This is a genomic window from Psychrosphaera haliotis, assembly GCF_009728465.1.
Classification (GTDB): Bacteria; Pseudomonadota; Gammaproteobacteria; order Enterobacterales; family Alteromonadaceae; genus Psychrosphaera; species Psychrosphaera haliotis.
This window is the reverse complement of sequence record NZ_WOCD01000003.1, coordinates 1,024,102-1,040,809: the sequence shown is the minus strand read 5'-3', so window position 1 is coordinate 1,040,809 and position 16,708 is coordinate 1,024,102. Positions and strand designations below refer to the sequence as shown.

At 36.3% G+C, this 16,708-nt stretch carries 13 protein-coding genes; 8 read left to right on the top strand and 5 right to left on the bottom strand.

What is annotated here, in order from left to right:
- Positions 1-79: 79 nt before the first annotated feature.
- The 8 genes from dptF to GNP35_RS09535 all read left to right on the top strand — a co-directional run bounded on the left by dptF (position 80) and on the right by GNP35_RS09535 (position 10,389).
- Positions 80-1,693: a DNA phosphorothioation-dependent restriction protein DptF gene (gene dptF / locus GNP35_RS09560; RefSeq protein ID WP_155695867.1), complete on the top strand. Its 1,614-nt coding sequence runs from the start codon at positions 80-82 to the stop codon at positions 1,691-1,693.
- Positions 1,694-1,696: 3 nt separating this feature from the next.
- Positions 1,697-2,602, top strand: a complete 906-nt coding sequence (gene dptG, locus GNP35_RS16055; protein ID WP_269139939.1) for a DNA phosphorothioation-dependent restriction protein DptG — start codon at positions 1,697-1,699, stop codon at positions 2,600-2,602.
- On the top strand, positions 2,574-3,008 hold the full coding sequence (gene dptG / locus GNP35_RS16050) for a DNA phosphorothioation-dependent restriction protein DptG (RefSeq protein WP_269139938.1): 435 nt from the start codon (positions 2,574-2,576) through the stop codon (positions 3,006-3,008). Before dptG (GNP35_RS16055) ends, dptG (GNP35_RS16050) begins: the two co-directional genes overlap by 29 nt.
- A complete protein-coding gene (gene dptH / locus GNP35_RS09550) occupies positions 2,989-7,545 on the top strand; it encodes a DNA phosphorothioation-dependent restriction protein DptH (protein WP_230961356.1) in 4,557 nt (1,518 codons plus the stop codon). The genes dptG (GNP35_RS16050) and dptH overlap by 20 nt, the downstream gene beginning before the upstream one ends.
- A gap of 97 nt (positions 7,546-7,642) precedes the next feature.
- Positions 7,643-8,092 (top strand): ATP-binding protein, encoded by a 450-nt coding sequence (locus GNP35_RS15695; protein ID WP_230961355.1) that lies wholly within the window; start codon positions 7,643-7,645, stop codon positions 8,090-8,092.
- On the top strand, positions 8,085-8,429 hold the full coding sequence (locus GNP35_RS09545) for a hypothetical protein (RefSeq protein ID WP_155695866.1): 345 nt from the start codon (positions 8,085-8,087) through the stop codon (positions 8,427-8,429). The genes GNP35_RS15695 and GNP35_RS09545 overlap by 8 nt, the downstream gene beginning before the upstream one ends.
- A 24-nt stretch (positions 8,430-8,453) precedes the next feature.
- On the top strand, positions 8,454-9,419 hold the full coding sequence (locus tag GNP35_RS09540) for a DGQHR domain-containing protein (RefSeq protein ID WP_196492477.1): 966 nt from the start codon (positions 8,454-8,456) through the stop codon (positions 9,417-9,419).
- Between the two features lie 4 nt (positions 9,420-9,423).
- A complete protein-coding gene (locus GNP35_RS09535) occupies positions 9,424-10,389 on the top strand; it encodes a hypothetical protein (RefSeq protein WP_155695865.1) in 966 nt (321 codons plus the stop codon).
- 74 nt (positions 10,390-10,463) lie between these two features.
- Here the strand turns inward: GNP35_RS09535 and dndE are convergent, their stop codons facing one another.
- The 5 genes from dndE to GNP35_RS09510 form a co-directional block, all read right to left on the bottom strand.
- On the bottom strand, positions 10,464-10,814 hold the full coding sequence (gene dndE, locus GNP35_RS09530; protein ID WP_330997759.1) for a DNA sulfur modification protein DndE: 351 nt from the start codon (positions 10,812-10,814) through the stop codon (positions 10,464-10,466).
- Positions 10,814-12,814 (bottom strand): DNA sulfur modification protein DndD, encoded by a 2,001-nt coding sequence (dndD, locus tag GNP35_RS09525; protein ID WP_155695864.1) that lies wholly within the window; start codon positions 12,812-12,814, stop codon positions 10,814-10,816. The genes dndE and dndD overlap by 1 nt, the downstream gene beginning before the upstream one ends.
- Positions 12,814-14,439 carry a DNA phosphorothioation system sulfurtransferase DndC gene (gene dndC, locus GNP35_RS09520; RefSeq protein ID WP_155695863.1) on the bottom strand — a complete coding sequence of 542 codons (1,626 nt, stop codon included), beginning with the start codon at positions 14,437-14,439 and terminating at the stop codon, positions 12,814-12,816. The genes dndD and dndC overlap by 1 nt, the downstream gene beginning before the upstream one ends.
- Positions 14,436-15,521, bottom strand: coding sequence for a DNA sulfur modification protein DndB (gene dndB / locus GNP35_RS09515; RefSeq protein WP_155695862.1), 1,086 nt, complete (start codon positions 15,519-15,521; stop codon positions 14,436-14,438). Before dndB ends, dndC begins: the two co-directional genes overlap by 4 nt.
- 248 nt (positions 15,522-15,769) lie before the next feature.
- The gene (locus GNP35_RS09510) at positions 15,770-16,573 is read right to left on the bottom strand and encodes a hypothetical protein (protein WP_155695861.1); all 804 of its coding nucleotides are present in this window, start codon (positions 16,571-16,573) and stop codon (positions 15,770-15,772) included.
- Positions 16,574-16,708: the final 135 nt, after the last annotated feature.

The following is a 16,708-nucleotide window of genomic DNA, read 5'->3' as shown; positions in this document are numbered from 1 at the left end:
CGATAGTTATCTATTTATATTCAGTATCGACTGCATAAGTAGTACACTTTTAGACTTAAATTAAAAAAGGGAGTTTTTTATGAGGTTACAGGAAGTTTTGAGCGTACTATCAAAGTCCTCCCCATATGCAGTCTCTACTGAACGCGAAAAAGCCATTTCAAACTCTCTTGATGAAGTAAAAGAGTATTTATACATAGAAACAGATATCGAATCAGACTTTAAGAAAAGCCTAACTTCGTTGTCCTCTAGTGATAAAAAAATTATATTTCTTTGTGGCAGCAGTGGTGATGGAAAGTCAGAAATATTGACAAGATATAGTCAAGAATACTCGAATAGAGCAGACTTCCATTTAGACGCTACTCATAGCTTTGATCCAAATTCTAATGCCATACAAACGCTAGATAACCTTTTTCAAAACTTCGAATTATCAACACGTCCATTAGTCATTGGAATAAATATTGGGATGTTAGGTAACTATGCTCAAGATGGTAATAACACAAAAATTGTAGAGTCCATAAAACACTTCTTAGATGGACAAGAGACGTCGGAAGATCACATATTTTTAAATTTTGAAAGCTACCCTAAATTTCAGCTAAGTCAAAATGGTCATGCATCTGCTTTTGTGCGAGAAATACTAAAGAAGATTACTTCCCCTGAAAACAACTTAATCAGACAATATTTCGATAAAGAAGTGCAATCTTTATCACCAAATAAAAGGCTTTGCGCTAACTACAGATTGCTTTGTATACCTGAAGTACAAGAGCGAATTATTGATGTGCTGTTTAAAGCCCGCTTAATGAAAGATCAGTTTTTAACAGCCAGAACTTTATTAGATTTTCTTCACACTTTACTACTAGGTAATGGAAACCCAAATACGCCTGGTTACTTGTATGACAATCTATTTGAAGAGTCTGACAACGAACTATCTTCAAAAATTATTGAGTTTGATCCAGCTAATCACAGAACGAATAATATTGATAAGTTTGTTTTGGCTCATAGCCTAGGGCTCCCGGATTCGAATTTCCAACAGTACCTAGAGGACTTAAAATCTGTTTTTGGTCTTCGAAAACCGAATAAGCCAAAGCCATATTCATATTTGAGACTTTTTTACTTGCTAAAAAACACGGACTTTAGCAATCAGTACCACACAAAATTCTATGAAGATTTTTCTGAAAGCTTACTGGATAGATATTCATCGGTGTGGAACCGTCATAATAACTACTCTGGCGATCCTAAAGACAGAACTTCACTTATTGCCTTTTATCGAAATACTGTCGTGGATTCGATAAGAAAATACAACAATCGAAATGCAAATAATTTAGACAAAGGTCAATTTCTAATATCAGTCCACAATGGCTTTCAGGTTGTCGCAGAAATCGAACTGAAACCTGATCTTGATAGGATTAAATCTGCCACTGAGTTTTCATCTTCAAGCTTTTCTGTTTTTCTTAAGTTAAATGAAAAATCAGTCGAAATACCAGTGAACATTAATTTACTCAATCTTATGGAAGATATTGTTAAGGGTTATAGACCAAATAAGCATGATAAAAACACAGTCGTTTTGTTAGATGAACTAGTTGATCAGGTGAAAGATATTGCAGCAGATTCAAACTCTCTTTTGATATTTAAAAATGCTAGCCGTTATAAACTTTCCAACAGTGATGATGAATACATAGAAGTAAGTGGAGTTTAATGGATGTTTAAATTAAAAGCGGATTTAAAACCTGGAAATGCAGTTGCAAAAGGGTACCCACTTATTGCGAATAAGCAACAAGGAGCAAACTCTTTTGATTGGAATAATGTCCTTGGTTATTTTGTTAAGTACAGCTACCGAATCAATGTAACGGGCAATTCATTAGAAAAATTCAAAAACGAATGCGAAAAATCTTTTAAACTCAAGCTTGATGAGCCAGAGTTTTGGAACGAAATTCAGTCTATGTATTTTCAAGAAGATGATCTGTATGAGATATCTCCAGAACTATTGTTATTTAAACTAAAAGAAGAAAAATCTAAATCACCAGCCTCTAGGTTGGGGCAATTCTTCCTAAACTTATTACAAGATTTTTACATCGCAGAAAAACCAGAAACAAAACTAAATTTTCTGGAAAGAGAAATTGTAGCTACATTTAATAAATTTGTAGTGCAAGGGACCGTCTCTGGTTCAGTAACTGACAAGGCTTCAGAGCGCCCATTTCTTCCTTTTTTAAGTGAAGTGTTTGCCAAAGATCTGGCGTTCTTAAACTCTAAACCGAAGTATTTTCTCAATTCAATTACCGACTTTCTCAGGTTATATGTATTTTTATACACGACTCAACTGGCAATAAACCTTGGAGCTTGGAAACAAGGACAACCAAAATCGATGAAATGCTTTTTCATTGTTGATAATGAAAGAGCTTCAGAAGAAAGGACGTGGGTTAAAGATTTTGGATACAAACAGTTTGAAAGCTCAATTCAAAAGGTATTCCCTTACTTGTCAATGTCGGAAAGCCTTCAAGAAACCAATGAATTAAGGTGGCCTCTTTGGGAACTAGCTCAACAATTAAACGAAAGTCATGCCGACAGTTTAAATAACTATGCCCAGAGTTTTGCCGAGAAACCGTAAATTTGATATGGAAGTGCCAATCGCATCAGATGCACATGGTGCATTAGAAAATCTTTTAAATTTGTCAGTCAAACAATTTGATAAAGGTGAAAGTAGGCATGGGGTTAATACAGACTACGCCAAAGCAATAGAAAACGAATTGAGTGGACACTTTGTTCAAAATAGAGGGCGTGCCGGTAGGGTACTAGTATTTAATCAAGACTATATTTTATTGCTTACAAACTTGGCAATTGGCGGTGATAGAGAGCAGTTACGTTTTCATGAATTAGTACTCGAATTTGAAAAAAGAGGCGTCTATTTCGATAAGCAAAGCCAAAAAGTGTTAGTCGAATTCTATGAACGTATAGGGAACGTGGACAGAATGAGTGACAGTGGAGATGCAGTATATGTCAGAAAAACAGTTTGAGAGTTTTCTAGCTGAAAAGCTAATTGAATGGGGAAAGGACAACCTTCAACAAGGTTATAGGTATCAGTTTCAATCCCCTGATTCAGACAATAGCAGCAAGCTTTTCAGTGCCCTAAAGTCACTAAGTCCTGGCTATGTTTCTATTCAAAATATACGCATACCTTATGTGGTCTCTGGTGAATGTAAGCTATTAATCACTTTACATGATGAAAACGACGGCAAAGGTTTCAGTGAAAACTTTATTTCCCATATAAGAGATGTCGTTGCTGCACAACAAAATGAAATTAAAGGCTGCTCTCTTTTAGTTATTCACAATTCACTACTGGATACATTAATAAACTCTGCCGAGAACATAGCGCAATCAGGTTGGGTGTGGCATCCAAATGAAATTATGGAGTCACTAAAGTCGCTTATCGAGCCTACAGATAGAAGTGAAAAGGTATCAAGGTGTCTTTTAAAACATAGGTTTGTTCAAATTATTGAAGACGGTGCAACCATGTTTGGTTTTGAAGAGCTATTCAAAGCAATGGTTGATGACGGAGACTTAAGGTTTGATGAAATTGGGCTACTCAATGATCCTCAAATATTAGAATTCGGTTGGACAGAAGGTCAAATCAATTCCCGACTTGAAAAGAATAAGCAATTATTTGAAAAAATTGATTATATAACTCATAACTTTCCAACAAATCTAGAAGAAAAGCTTGGTGAAATTGATTTAGGCCCTAACTTTGTTCAGAAGTATTTTAAAGGAGGGGACATAGAATCATGGAAGGAGCACCTAGAATTTGGAGCAATTAGAAGCGAACAAGATAAGAATAAAGATAACCAATTAGAGCTTGAAAAAGAGATTGTCTCCAAAGGAATATTATATTCTCGCCCTAAAGCAGATACCAAAGCAGGCAAACGTGAAAAACATCTAATTTACTTAATTGAAAACATGGATTCTTCATTTGAGATTGAGTTTAGCTTTCTTGGTGGGAAAATTGAGAAAAAACAGTGCTCTATTTCAAATGAAAATTTACAGGGCTTAGAAATATCTTCGCCTGATAATACAGGTGGAAAACGGAGCCGAGTTAGTGTTTCTGGTCAATATCTAGGACAAGTGGGTTATTTTAACTTTAAGGTGAAGCGAGATAAAACTTCTGAAACTCATAACTTTAAAGTCGCAATCTTGAGAAAAGATGAGTTTTTTGAAGAAGGGTTTAAGTATTGTTATTTGGTTGATCCCAAAAAGCAAAGATTAACTCTTCAACTCGAAGAGAGTGAACTCATAATTTCAGATATGACTACTGATCTTGTTTTAAACGAAAACGGTGCTGTAATAGACAATCGCGAGGTTGGAAAAGTTGTATTTGAGGATCTAGCAGCCGAATCGGAATTTGTTGAGTTCACTATTAAGGGCCACTCCACAGAACTTAAGTTTAATATAGAAGGTGCTGTCGCATCAGACTCTTTATACTTGCCATTAATGTTAGACCAAGAAAAGTATTCAAAGTTATACGAAAACGAATACAACGCAGTGCTTAATCGAGCAAAAACAAAGGTGCAGTTAGAAAATCAGGAGGTTGCGCCTAAAGGCAAGCGGTTAACATTATTACAGTGGGAACGAGAGCTTCTTTTAGACGATTGTTTATATTTAAATGAGATAACTGACAACAACATCTATATTCAAGACTTAATAGAGCACTACCCCAATTTAGGTAAAGCATATATAAATCTCTTTGATGAGTTTAAGAATACGGGCACCTTACCAAGTCTCTCTGGGTGGGGCCCTAAATTTTGTTCATTAGTTAAATATGTCATTGATGAATATAATAGTGCTTTAAAAGAAATTGGCTACGATGCCTTGCTTACAAAGGCACAGAAGTCTTTAGTTAATGTTGGCTTTGTTAATTATAATGGCGACGAATATCTAAGCCCTTATCACCCACTTGTGCTTGCTTATCATTTAAATCTGGTTCAAGAGCTAATTTCGGATGAATCAAGCAGCTTTAAATCGTTACCAAGAGTTACACTTAGCAGGTTAACTGCTCAAGGGTTATTACCGTTTGTTTATAACTCTTTAAGTGATTTTTCTTATTCTCATGCAGAAGCTGAAAACCCGATGTGGCTGAAGTTAGTCCCACAGCAAAATACCAGTTATGACTTTATTCGAAAGCTTGTTAAAGACAAAGTAGCGGAGTTTCACGATGCCTTTAACAGCCTATTTGAAAATGGCTCAAGATCAAAAATAATCATTAATTCAATAAATAATGGTGAAAATAAAGAGCTGTTTTTGGGCTTAATTGATTTCATAAAACTTCAGAAAGAAAAAGTCTGTCAAATTCACGTTAATTTATATGATGATGAAATTAGCTTTTGTGAATTTGATAAATTCTCAGATACTCACAGTTATGATGATCTAAAAGAACGATACGGGCTCGATAAAGGCTCTACTAAAGATATAGCTGACACGATAGTTGATTTAATAAGAACTAGATTAACGTACAGCAAATTTAAAAATACAATATTAGATGACGGCTCATATAAAGCGCAAGAGTATGCTCATTTATCTTTCTTTAAAAACAACAACAAAGTTCAATCTACAGACGTAAATGTTAATGAAGAACTGAGCGGAGTCGTTTCTGACGGATTATTAGCAGGAGAGGCTTCTACGAGTAAAGAAGAAAGTTATTTTACAGCTTTTGGATTAAAAGGGATTGATACTGAGGGTAAAGCACATCTTCAAATTGCCCAACACCTAAACGGATTAATAAAACCTGCTAGAAAAAGCAATGAGCAATATAGTCGTTCAAAATCAATGGCGTTAGCTGTTAGTGATAAATTTAAACAACTGTTGTCTTGCTCCTACAAAAGCTCAATTTGGACAACGATAATTGATCCTAAAGTAACCTTAGACTTTTTTGACAATGAACAAAATGTTGTACTAATCCATTATTCAGATAATTACACAAACTCAGCCAACTATGATGCGATAACCGTTACAGAAGAATCTGAACTTTATAAAAAGGTTTTAGAACAAGATCAAGGTGGGATTATTGAGGAGTTCAACGCCTTTAATGGTGAATGGCTTCTTAAGATGATCACGTCCAATGACAATGACCGCAAAGAAAAAAAAGGCATTATTGGCGCATATAAATTCGTTAATTGTTTAATCAAAGAATCGGATATTACTTGGGTACCACTATCTGTTGCAGAAATGATCAGAGTTGCTGGCAATATTGGTCTGAAAATGTCTGACAGTGACTTTTCAAGAAATGTTCACGGTTACAAGAAAGGCTGGATTTCGGATGATGTTTTGTTTGTCGGATTCAAAGAAGACAGCATTATATTATTGCCTGTTGAAGTTAAAACAGGGAAGAAACAAAAGCACTCGAAAGCAGTAGAGCAAGCGAAAGAACTAAAACGATATCTGACAGAAGATATTCTTGGCGCTAACTCATTTGCAAGTCACCTATATCGAGGTTTGTTTATTAGACAAATCTTAATGCAGGTTGATAAATATAAGCTTTATCACTTGTACGATGATAATTATTTTAAAGAGCTGTTGAGTAAACGAGAATTTTGGCTTCAAGGAAACTACAACGTCCAAGACATCATTGATTATCCAGATGGATTCGTGATTTCTCATGTCGAGAACGATTCATTCTTTGAGCCGACATATGAGCTAGTCGATAATATTCTTAAAATTCAGTTGCCAATTAGTTACTTAAATAAGTTTATTAAAACACCGTTGTCGGAACTCTTTAGTGAAACTCAACCAGAAAAGTTATGCCACGTAGATAAGAAGTACATTTTGCAAGGTGAAACGTTAATTGGTTCAAATAATGATACGACGGTAGTAGATATTTCTTCTAAGGAAAAGACGCCAGAGCAACAAGCAGGTCCTATAGAAGATAAGCTTGAACTAGAGGAAGTTGCAGAGCCTGAAAAAAACTACTTGGAATCAAATGAGCCTCTCAAGGTTTTACTTGGACACTCTTTACAAGATGAAGAGGCCGTTTTTTGGGAACCTACAAACACCACAAAGTTCATGAACACCAATTCCGGTATCATAGGTACTATGGGTACAGGTAAAACCCAATGTACTAAATCAGTCATAACGCAGCTATATCGTAACCAACATAACAATGTAGATGGGAAGCCGATAGGTGTACTGATTTTTGACTATAAGTCTGATTATGTTGATGACAAGTTTATATCAGCGACCAAAGGTAAAAAATATAACTTACATAAATTACCATTTAATCCACTTAGTTTGTTTGGCGACACACCTATGTTACCAGTACACACCGCCCGTGGTTTTTCAGAAACAATGGGCAAAGCATTTGGTTTAGGTCAAAAACAGCAATTAAAACTTCGCAAATTAGTCAGTGAAGCATATGACTTAGCTGGTATCAAAAAAGCAGATCCAAGTACCTGGCACAAACCTGCTCCGACAATTGCTGATGTATGGGCACTTTTTGAAGAAAGCGAGCCAACTGAAGATTCTTTGTATGCGGCGTTAGAAAGTTTATACGAAACTAGAGATCTTTGAGACTGATGTTACTAAATGTACATCGCTTTACGAGCTAGTAGATTGTATTACAATCATCGAGCTTGCTGGCTATCCGGGGGAGATTCAAAATCTAGTTGTGGCGTTAACCTTAGACCTCTTTTATTCGCAAATGCAGAAGCAAGGTAAGCCAGAAGTAAAAGGTGACTTTAGACAAGTCTCTAAATTACTGCTGGTGGATGAAGCTGATAACTTTATGTCTCAAAACTTCCCAAGCTTACGACGTATCCTAAAAGAAGGCCGCGAATACGGTGTTGGCGTTATTCTCTCTACACAAGACATTACCCACTTTAAAACTAGCGAGAATGACTACTCAGCCTACATATTAAGTTGGATTGTTCACCGTGTTTCGCAAATTAAAAATCAAGATATTAAATCTATTTTCAATAAAGATGATAAAACAAGTCAAGATTACCTAATGGCGTCGATTAGAGAGCTTGAAAAGCACCATAGCCTTTACGTAAATGGCGACAAGAGAATTACAAAAATTAAAGATAAAGCGTTTTGGGAGCTACTTCAAAATGATTGACCAAGTAGCCACTAAGAAGAAAGTACTAAGTCGTAAATCCACAGAAGTTGTAGCCTACATTCAACAGGTGGAAAAAGCTAAACGTGATGCTGAAGTGTTAACATTGCGTGAATGGTTTGATACCACTCCTAAGCATCAGCAAGAGGTTATTGATTATATGGAAAAATATAAACAATTAGGTCGCCTTGGTAAAGAATTACATAACCGAGGCGTCGCGAGGGTAACTGAAAGGTTTGGGGATGATGTTCGTACACTAGTGGAAGCAACATACCAAAGAGGTCTTCTTGATATTGTTGCCCCATTAGCAGCTTTAGCTTGTGTTACTAAAAAGAGTTAATCTTTAGATAAATAAGGAATTTAAGTGGAAAAAGTAAGGCACAGTGTTAGCAATGTCATTCAAAATGATATTAAATTTTATTCATTCACAATGTTTTCTGATGACTTAGCAAAGTGTAGCTTTGTTTCAACAAGAGATGAGGACCCGGAATTTGGTTTCCAGAGAGCCCTTGATGAATCCAGAGCGCAACAGATTGCTGATTATATTGATAATGAAAATGGCTCTATACCGACAGCAATTATTTTATCAGCGCAAGAAGCTGCAAAATTCGAGGTCGTGAGTAAAGGGAAAGCCGTTGAGTTTATTTTGGATCCAAAAGCATTTTTAATTCTAGATGGACAACATCGTGTATTTGGTTTTTCAAAAGCTAAGTCAAGGTTAAGGGTACCCGTAATTATCTATAGTGGGTTGAGTAGAAGAGATGAGTCCAGGTTGTTTATAGATATTAATTCTAAACAAAAAGGTGTGCCGACTGAATTGTTATTAGATATCAAAAGATTAGCTGAATACGAAAGCTCGACAGAACAATTATTGAGAGATATTTTTGACCACTTTAATAAAGATCCACGCAGTAGTTTATATGGAAAACTAAGTCCTGCTGTTAAGTCCAAAAGTAAAATTAGTCGTGTAACTTTTAACTCTGCTGTCACGCCGGTAGCTAAAATTTTTGGGGATAGGGATTCAGATGAACTATTCGAAATTTTGAATAGCTATTTAAGAGTGTTTGTAGGCAACTATCTTAAGAAAAATAACTATGAAGAAGGAGTGGTATCTTCAATCGTATTCAAAGCTGTACTTAACGTCTTTCCAGAAATAGCTTCAAAGGTTAAGGACAGGTACGGATCAGAATACAGTGCTGATAACTTTCTTTCGGTTATGTTGGATATGTTTGAGGCCATAGATATTAACAAAATAAAGAAACCTGGGAAATCATATTTAGCTTTGTCTAAGCACTTTTCTGAATCAATGAAAACCAATTTCACGTTGTAGGTTTATGAGCGTTATTACCGAAATCATAGGAGCGCATTCACTCCCTGAGCTTTCAAATGTTTGCAATAGCCGGGAGCTATCATTCAAAGGGTGGCTTGCGAATAAAAAATTTAAAGTTAGTAATGATATTAAAGCAAACGATTTTGTTTTGGATATATACGATAAAGATGAAATTTATATTCCTTATGCGTTTGATATTAATCGTATGGCAACATCTTCGTTTGAGTCCATTAATGGTATAGCACCGGATGAAAAGTTCCCTAAATCAATAGGTTGGTTGGTAGTGAGACTATACTATTCAGCATATTATGCGTGTCACGCTATTTTACGTATTTTTGGTATTAGTTGTACTCAGTTTAACCAAAAAGAGAGTGGAATAATCACGGAAGTAGCAAATGTTTGGGGACATGCGCCTGATAATAGTTCGGCATCAACAGGGTACTTCAAATGTGTTTTAACGAATACAGCTAATCAAATGAGATGTAAAAAACTAGATAATTCTCATGCGGATGTTTGGCAATGTTTTTATGATCATTTAGATAAGCTTAGTGATTTAATTTCTGAAGATAATAGTTACCTACAGTCTGAAAAAAATAAGTGTGTCGAGTATATTTTTAACCTTAGGTTTGGACTAAGTTGTAGAGGGAGATATAGAAAAGGGAATTGGCTCTCAAAGATTCGAAACGAAGTCAACTACCAACATACAATGGGCACTTGGTTTCCATATAGTGGGAGTGTCGCAAAACACACTGATCTATACAGAGCTTTATCAAATTGGAATAGTGAATGTATCATTGATAATTTGACACATGCTAAATCAGAGAATGATCTAAAACTTTTTGTCGAATCATGTGTATCAATAGTTTCGTTGTGTTTTAGTTTGACTAAAGACCTACATAACCAAAACCATGATGGGTTTCTAAAGTTAGGAGTATTTAACTTTTTAAACAAAGCAAATATTCGAGTGTGAAGGTCTCAATGAAAAATGTTATTACGTTCTCAAAAGAGTCGAGATTTAAATACTCTTCTGAGAACCTAATTGACCTAAAGTTCGGTTAATATTTCAGTGAGATATTTGTGACTTCTTAATGCTCCTATCCCATGCTCCACATGGCTTGCCCAAGCAACTTGTAACTCTTTTCCATCAAGCGTTGGATATTTTTTCTTTAGCAATAGCTCGGTAACTAATTGAGTTTTACCAAGCCAAGTAACCTTATCTAACTCCAGTTTGCTGTTTAATTCATATTTTAACTTTGGGTCGAATGTATAACCTGACTCTATTGAACGGAAGAATGCAATTCTTGCAGATATGTTGGGCCTTATGCCTGTCTGTGTTTTAAGCCTTCGCAGTTGCTCTTCAACTGTTATATTTATTTTCATATTATTAGGTAACACTATACAGCCTCCTTTTGAACTGTTTCAGAACTGTTTTTCCAGAAATAGCCTTCATTTAAAGTTGAGCACTTAGTTTGCTCGTCAAATTCAATTTCGAAAGCATGTGAAACTTCGTGGGCCATCGCGCTAAAAAAGTCTTCATCAACCTCTGTATCCGTTGATAACAAAATGACTTGTTCTCCCGCTTCTGGAAAATAGTGTTTAACCAGTTTATCTCTGTGTTTTGAATCTAATCTTCCTAATGGAGTATCAACCACAACAGGCAACACTTTTCCTGATAGTTTTCCAAGTGCTTCCAGTATGGCAAACGCAAAGATTTGTTTCTCACCCGCAGACATAGATTTTCGGTTTATAGCAATGTCGTCTGCATCAACGAGTGTTACATCAAACGTGCTAGGGTCAATCTTCGCAGAAAGTTTAAGATCTTCTTTTCGTGCCAATTTCCGGTACGATTGTGCGAAAAGCTCTTCCAGTTGTCCGACTCGCATTGCTGTAAGTTGCGATGAAAATTCCTGTAAAACTTTAGTACTTGCATCAACACGGCTAACAGCTTTTGAAATTGAAGCTTCAGTCTTTTGACCGGTATAAAGCTTCTCTAACCTTTTGGCTAACTCTAAGGCTTTTGAAATATAAGCTTTAGCTTTTATAAGATGGTGGCCATATTGTGTCTTAAGCTTATGTTTTTCAGCGTCTAGCGTTCGTAGGTTGTCATAAAGAGTTGTCAGCTCTTCTTCATCAGGTGCTCGTTGAATATTTATAGAAACGGACTCTAGTGATTGTTCTGTTTCCAATAACTCTTGAGTTAATTCGACACACTGGATTTTGGCTTTCGAAGCATCACTTATTTGAGCTTGCAATATGTTGAAGTCAGTATTAGAAATATCAAGCTCTACGCTACGATTTGAAGACCCACTAACCGATTTAAAGTAATCGCTAATGGTCGCAAATAACTCTTCTGATTCGTGGCTAAATTTTGACTGAAGTATCGTCTCTAAGTCTGAAAGGTTTTCATTTAGCTTATTAGCAAACGCTTGGGATTCTTTTATCTCTTGTTCTTCAGATAACGTTGTGACCAATTCAGCCATTGCTTTGGGTGCTAGTGCCAAAGGAAAAGAATCATCTAAGTGACCCAATATTTTTGTTTCAAGTATGGCTTTATGTTTTACTAATTCATCAGCTTTATTTTTTTCATCAGTTTTGGTTTTAGCCCAAGCTCCGCCGCGGTCTTGTATTTTTTGTTCGGCATCACGAACTTGTAATTCTAAATCAGCTAATTGTCTTTTAACTTGATCTTCACTTTCGCGCTCTTTATTTGCTTGTAAAAGTAGCTGATTTTTTTCTAACTCAAGCTCGTTGATAACTTTAACTGTCTTAGCATCAGCAGCTTTTTGGCTTATTTGTTTTATGTAAATGTCTAAGTCATCGGACAATCGATTTATTACATCAATGCCTAACAATTTTTGTACGGCTTCTTTTAAGTAAGAACCTGTATCGTCTTCCGCAAGTTCGGCAATTTTTTCACCATCAAAAAAGAAGAGATCACCGATACCCGGCGGCACTAATTCATGAAGAAAGCTCTGCACTTGCTCAGTTGTTAGGGACTCTTCACAAGTATCGTTTATATATAGGACCAGCTTTTCATCATTATTTAATGACCATTCACGCTCAACGCGGTAAGTACTGTGTTCGCCTTGGTGAGTATGAGTAAACTCTAAACTTACTTTTGCAACGGTTTCAGAACTATCCTTAGCCGCTTTTTTGTTAACTTGCTCAGCTAGGTATTCATTAAATTCTTTTTTCGAAACTGCGTTACCAATGGCCTTTCTACCCAGTAATGCTAGTCGAATCGCAGTTAAGATTGACGTTTTGCCAGCTCCATTTAAGCCACCAAACAATACGATGGGCTTTGATTGCAGTCCGGCACGTCTTGGCGCGAGCTCGATATTATGCTGGCCGTTAAAAACACGAAAGTTTTCTAATGAAAGCGTTTTAAAGATCATTACAAGCCTTCCTTTTCTATTAACTTATTAAGCTGCTCTAGTTCTTCTGAAATAGATATAACTTCTTTCGATTGGCGCATTTGGTTTTTTCTACTTTCGAGATTCTTCTCGATAATCTCTTCAGCAGATTCCCAATCTTGTTGAACAATCTTACCAATTTTAGTGAAAATTCCAGTACGGCGAGATAAGCCACTCATCGAAGTTTCAAGATCAATAAGCTTTTTTATCATTTGAGGAGCAACATCATATTTAGGGGATAGCTCGTTTATCAATTTAGCTTCTGCGTGACTAAATTGGTTGGTATCGTCAACAGTCCAATCAAGATCAAAACCGAAAACGTCATTGAATATTTTAGGTAAAGTATCTTCCCAATCAGGCTCGTTCGGGTCATTTAACCATTGGTGACGAACAGCATGAAGCTCTGGTACAGTGATTAGCTCTAGATCTTTACTCACCTTATTTAATTGCTTCTGTGTTTCCAAGAGTTCTTTTAAAAACTGTTGCCTAAAAGACAGTAAGTAGGGACCGTAAGTGTAGCCTTCAGTCATTTCTTTTTTACCGTCTACGGTAAGGGTCTTAAACGCCATTCGGCCATCTCGACGGATGTGACTACGATATTTTCCTTTGTCTTCTATTACTGTGGTTTCCGCCAACTTGTTACGCAGCTCTAGCAACGGCTTCATCCATTCTTCGCCATTTTGAACTAAGCTTTCCATAGCTCTGTCTTTGGTGACGACAGTACAAGTCCAACAACCAAAACGTGAATTTCCACATGAAGGTGTAGTTTCATCAATGACCATAGGACATTCGCCTTGTCCGGATGAGTCTTTATACAAGTTCCAAAGGATTAAGTTTTTACCGCCCCAAGGGTTTTCCCACTCTAAATCATACTTATCAAACCATTTGTTTTTAGTACCGTTTGGAGTTTCTTCACTGACTAAGTGACATAAACGAAGAATTTTCCAAACATCGTCAACATGCCATGTATCTATAGGCGTGTAGATAAATGCATTTGATAAAGTAGTATGTTTTGCGAGTGAAGAGCCGTCTATTTTATGTTTGGCAATGACTTGTGCACGAGATGCGCTTTCTTGCGAGCGAGAACCTAATACGACAATGACTTCATCATATTGACTTACCTTGTCAGTAATAAATGTACTAACAGGGTCAATTTTCATTCTCTCAGTACACCATCTAAAACTTCTTGTTGGCGCAGGGTAGCCCTTACCTAAAAGATTAACCCAGAACGTTTCAGTCGTTTTTGGTACGACTTTGTGAGAAGTAATAGGTAAGTTGTCTCTTCTGGCGCCTTTCTCGATTGCTTCAAGAGAATTGTTTACATGATTAACTACGATAGGAGTCTCTACCAAAGTATCAGAAGCAACCACAAAAACTGGCTTGTGGCGTTGCTCTGGCTTTAAGCCTAATAATGACATGTAAATGAGTGCCATTACGGCAGAAGAGTCTTTACCGCCGCTATAACCAATAACCCAAGGTCGTTTGTCAGATAAGTAAATTCGTTGAGTGTCAGCAATATACTCACTTAGGAATCGTCCCGAAAATACTTCGTTTTCGATGAAGTCGACATATTCTTCATCTAGATCATGTTTATTTAATAGATTCATGCGTTAAGTAATTCTTTTTCTTTAGTTAAGTCTTGTTCGGAAATAGGTAGGTTAATTTTTCTTTTAATTTCTACGGAGGTTAAAAAGATATTAGACACTGCTTTTGATAGCCGGCCATGTTGCATAGCTCGATTGCTCCAATCTGGATTTGATTTTAACCAATTAATTTGTTTTAAAGCGTTAAATTTAACAATTTGGTCTTGTTCGTTTAATGCGCATATTTCTTTCCCAACAATTGCCAATGCTTGTAACCCTATGCCGTGCGCAGTTATAAATTCCTGTCTAAACTCTGCGGAAGACAGGGTTTTAGCCTGTACTTGCTGCCATTCAACCATATGCTTATTTAAACGATTCCAGAACTCTTCTGCTATTTTTTGCTCTACATCGGAAAAACCATCTTTCGGGCCCTTTCCAAACAAAGCTCTAGTTGCTTGTTTTATACCTGATAATGTAAATAGTTTACTGCTTCTTGCTGAGATTGTAGAACGTTCAAACTCTGTAAATCCTACAAACGGCCTCGCGTTTAGTGATAAATAACGAGCTAGCTCTGAAGCTTGGTCCCTGTGATCGTATAAAGTTCCTAATGAGGAACTAGGGCGAACAGCGTATTTGTTTAAATCAGCGAACATTTGCTGACTCCGCTTTAACCCTTCATCAACAAAAAATAACACGGCAATATTGTCCTGGCCTAGTTCTGGGTTTTCTTTAATTGCCTCTTCAATAGCAGCTCTTCGATGTTGGCCATCGTTTATCAATATTTGTGCGTCCATGGAAACTCGTAATGTACCAAGGTTATGAGTTCCCTCAGCTTCTTCAAAGTCTACGTCTGAGCCTACGGAGGCTGTTAACGCTGAGAATACGTAGTCTTTTGGAGAGTCAGTTAAATATTTGGCCATTTCAGGAATTCTACTTTTATTCAACGTACGTTGGGCTCTCAATTCAACGGGGACTTCCTCTTCATCGTAAATAAAAATTTTAGGTATAATACGGAGTGGGCAGGTTGCGATATAAAAAGGCTTACCAGCTTGGATTGCTCTAATTGCAGGGAATGAGTAACAGTAGTTACTATCAAAATTAGCCATCTATATATTCCAAATTAATTTATTTTGTACGTAATAATATCACGTACTTTTTGTTTTTAAAGTTACGTTAATAGGTATTTTTTAACTGTTTGTATTTGTTGGGTATTTATTTTTAATAAATTGATTGAGCGGTAGCTTTGTTTTGGTTTTTTTATTTTGTACGTAATAACTTCTTTGTTTCTGTAGATGAAAGATTCTCAAACATTGTTGCCCTTTATTAATACTCTGATTACTAGCACTTCTACAAGCTAACGCTTAACCCTATACAACTGAAACGAGGCTGTTTGCAGTACTTGTCCCTTGTAATAAGAATACATGTGGCCGGTTATCATATTGTTGTTTTGTTGGTGCATTATAATTTGGTTTGCAAAGGTTTTGTGGCTTGTTGAAATGCGAGTGATGGTATCCGAAGTAGTAATGTCACTGTCTTTAAAATACGTTTCGTTGGTGGCACCAGAATAGCCGTTTAGCATAACCACAAACTCTGAACGTTGGCCAGGTTGGGCGTTTAATACCACCATTTTCTTTTGAGTTCCGTCGTTGTAAGTGCCAACCCAAAAGCCGTACAAACTCTTTTGAGTATATTTGTCTAATGCTTGAATAGTTGCCCCGTATCGCTTCATAAATTCACGCGTGGTGGAGTTACCTTCTATCTTATCTAATTGATATGTTTGTGTCAGTGTCGGCTTTTCATCTACGCTAATAATGCTCAGTACTTTAAATGAACTAGTAATGTGAGGGGATATTATGATTTTGTATTTTTCATTAGTTACACGAGGGTCGTTAAGGCTTAAGGTGCACTCTGCTGATGTACAAGTAATATTGTTGTCAGTAAAAGGTATTCGTTTTATATAGCGCATCGCACTTGCCATATTCGCAATATAAAACGCGTGCTGGCCGTCTTCATTCACATCTAAAATATTATAATTCATTCCAACTTGGTCGCTAATCCCTTCCCATATGCCAGCCTCTAGCTTTATTGGTTTTGTTGTTGCAAAGGTCACGGGCGAGATAAGCGCAAAACACATCAAACTAACAAACAAATACTTCATGGAATTCCTTTTTATAAAACTAAGTTTTTGTAGCGATTTAAATTTAAATGAATACAATGCTTTGTGTAAATAATAAACTAAAGTGGTGCTTGATAAATACAAGTATCTGCAAATAAATACAAACCTAAGAACATA

Excerpts from the sequence above, each read along its gene's own strand:
- dptH (WP_230961356.1), top strand. The coding sequence starts at position 2,989 with ATGTCAGAAAAACAGTTTGAGAGTTTTCTAGCTGAAAAGCTAATTGAA.
- dptG (WP_269139938.1), top strand. The coding sequence starts at position 2,574 with ATGCCCAGAGTTTTGCCGAGAAACCGTAAATTTGATATGGAAGTGCCA.
- GNP35_RS09535 (WP_155695865.1), top strand. The coding sequence starts at position 9,424 with ATGAGCGTTATTACCGAAATCATAGGAGCGCATTCACTCCCTGAGCTT.
- dptG (WP_269139939.1), top strand. The coding sequence starts at position 1,697 with ATGTTTAAATTAAAAGCGGATTTAAAACCTGGAAATGCAGTTGCAAAA.
- dndC (WP_155695863.1), bottom strand. The coding sequence starts at position 14,439 with ATGAATCTATTAAATAAACATGATCTAGATGAAGAATATGTCGACTTC.
- dptF (WP_155695867.1), top strand. The coding sequence starts at position 80 with ATGAGGTTACAGGAAGTTTTGAGCGTACTATCAAAGTCCTCCCCATAT.
- GNP35_RS09510 (WP_155695861.1), bottom strand. The coding sequence starts at position 16,573 with ATGAAGTATTTGTTTGTTAGTTTGATGTGTTTTGCGCTTATCTCGCCC.
- dndD (WP_155695864.1), bottom strand. The coding sequence starts at position 12,814 with ATGATCTTTAAAACGCTTTCATTAGAAAACTTTCGTGTTTTTAACGGC.
- GNP35_RS09545 (WP_155695866.1), top strand. The coding sequence starts at position 8,085 with ATGATTGACCAAGTAGCCACTAAGAAGAAAGTACTAAGTCGTAAATCC.
- dndB (WP_155695862.1), bottom strand. The coding sequence starts at position 15,521 with ATGGCTAATTTTGATAGTAACTACTGTTACTCATTCCCTGCAATTAGA.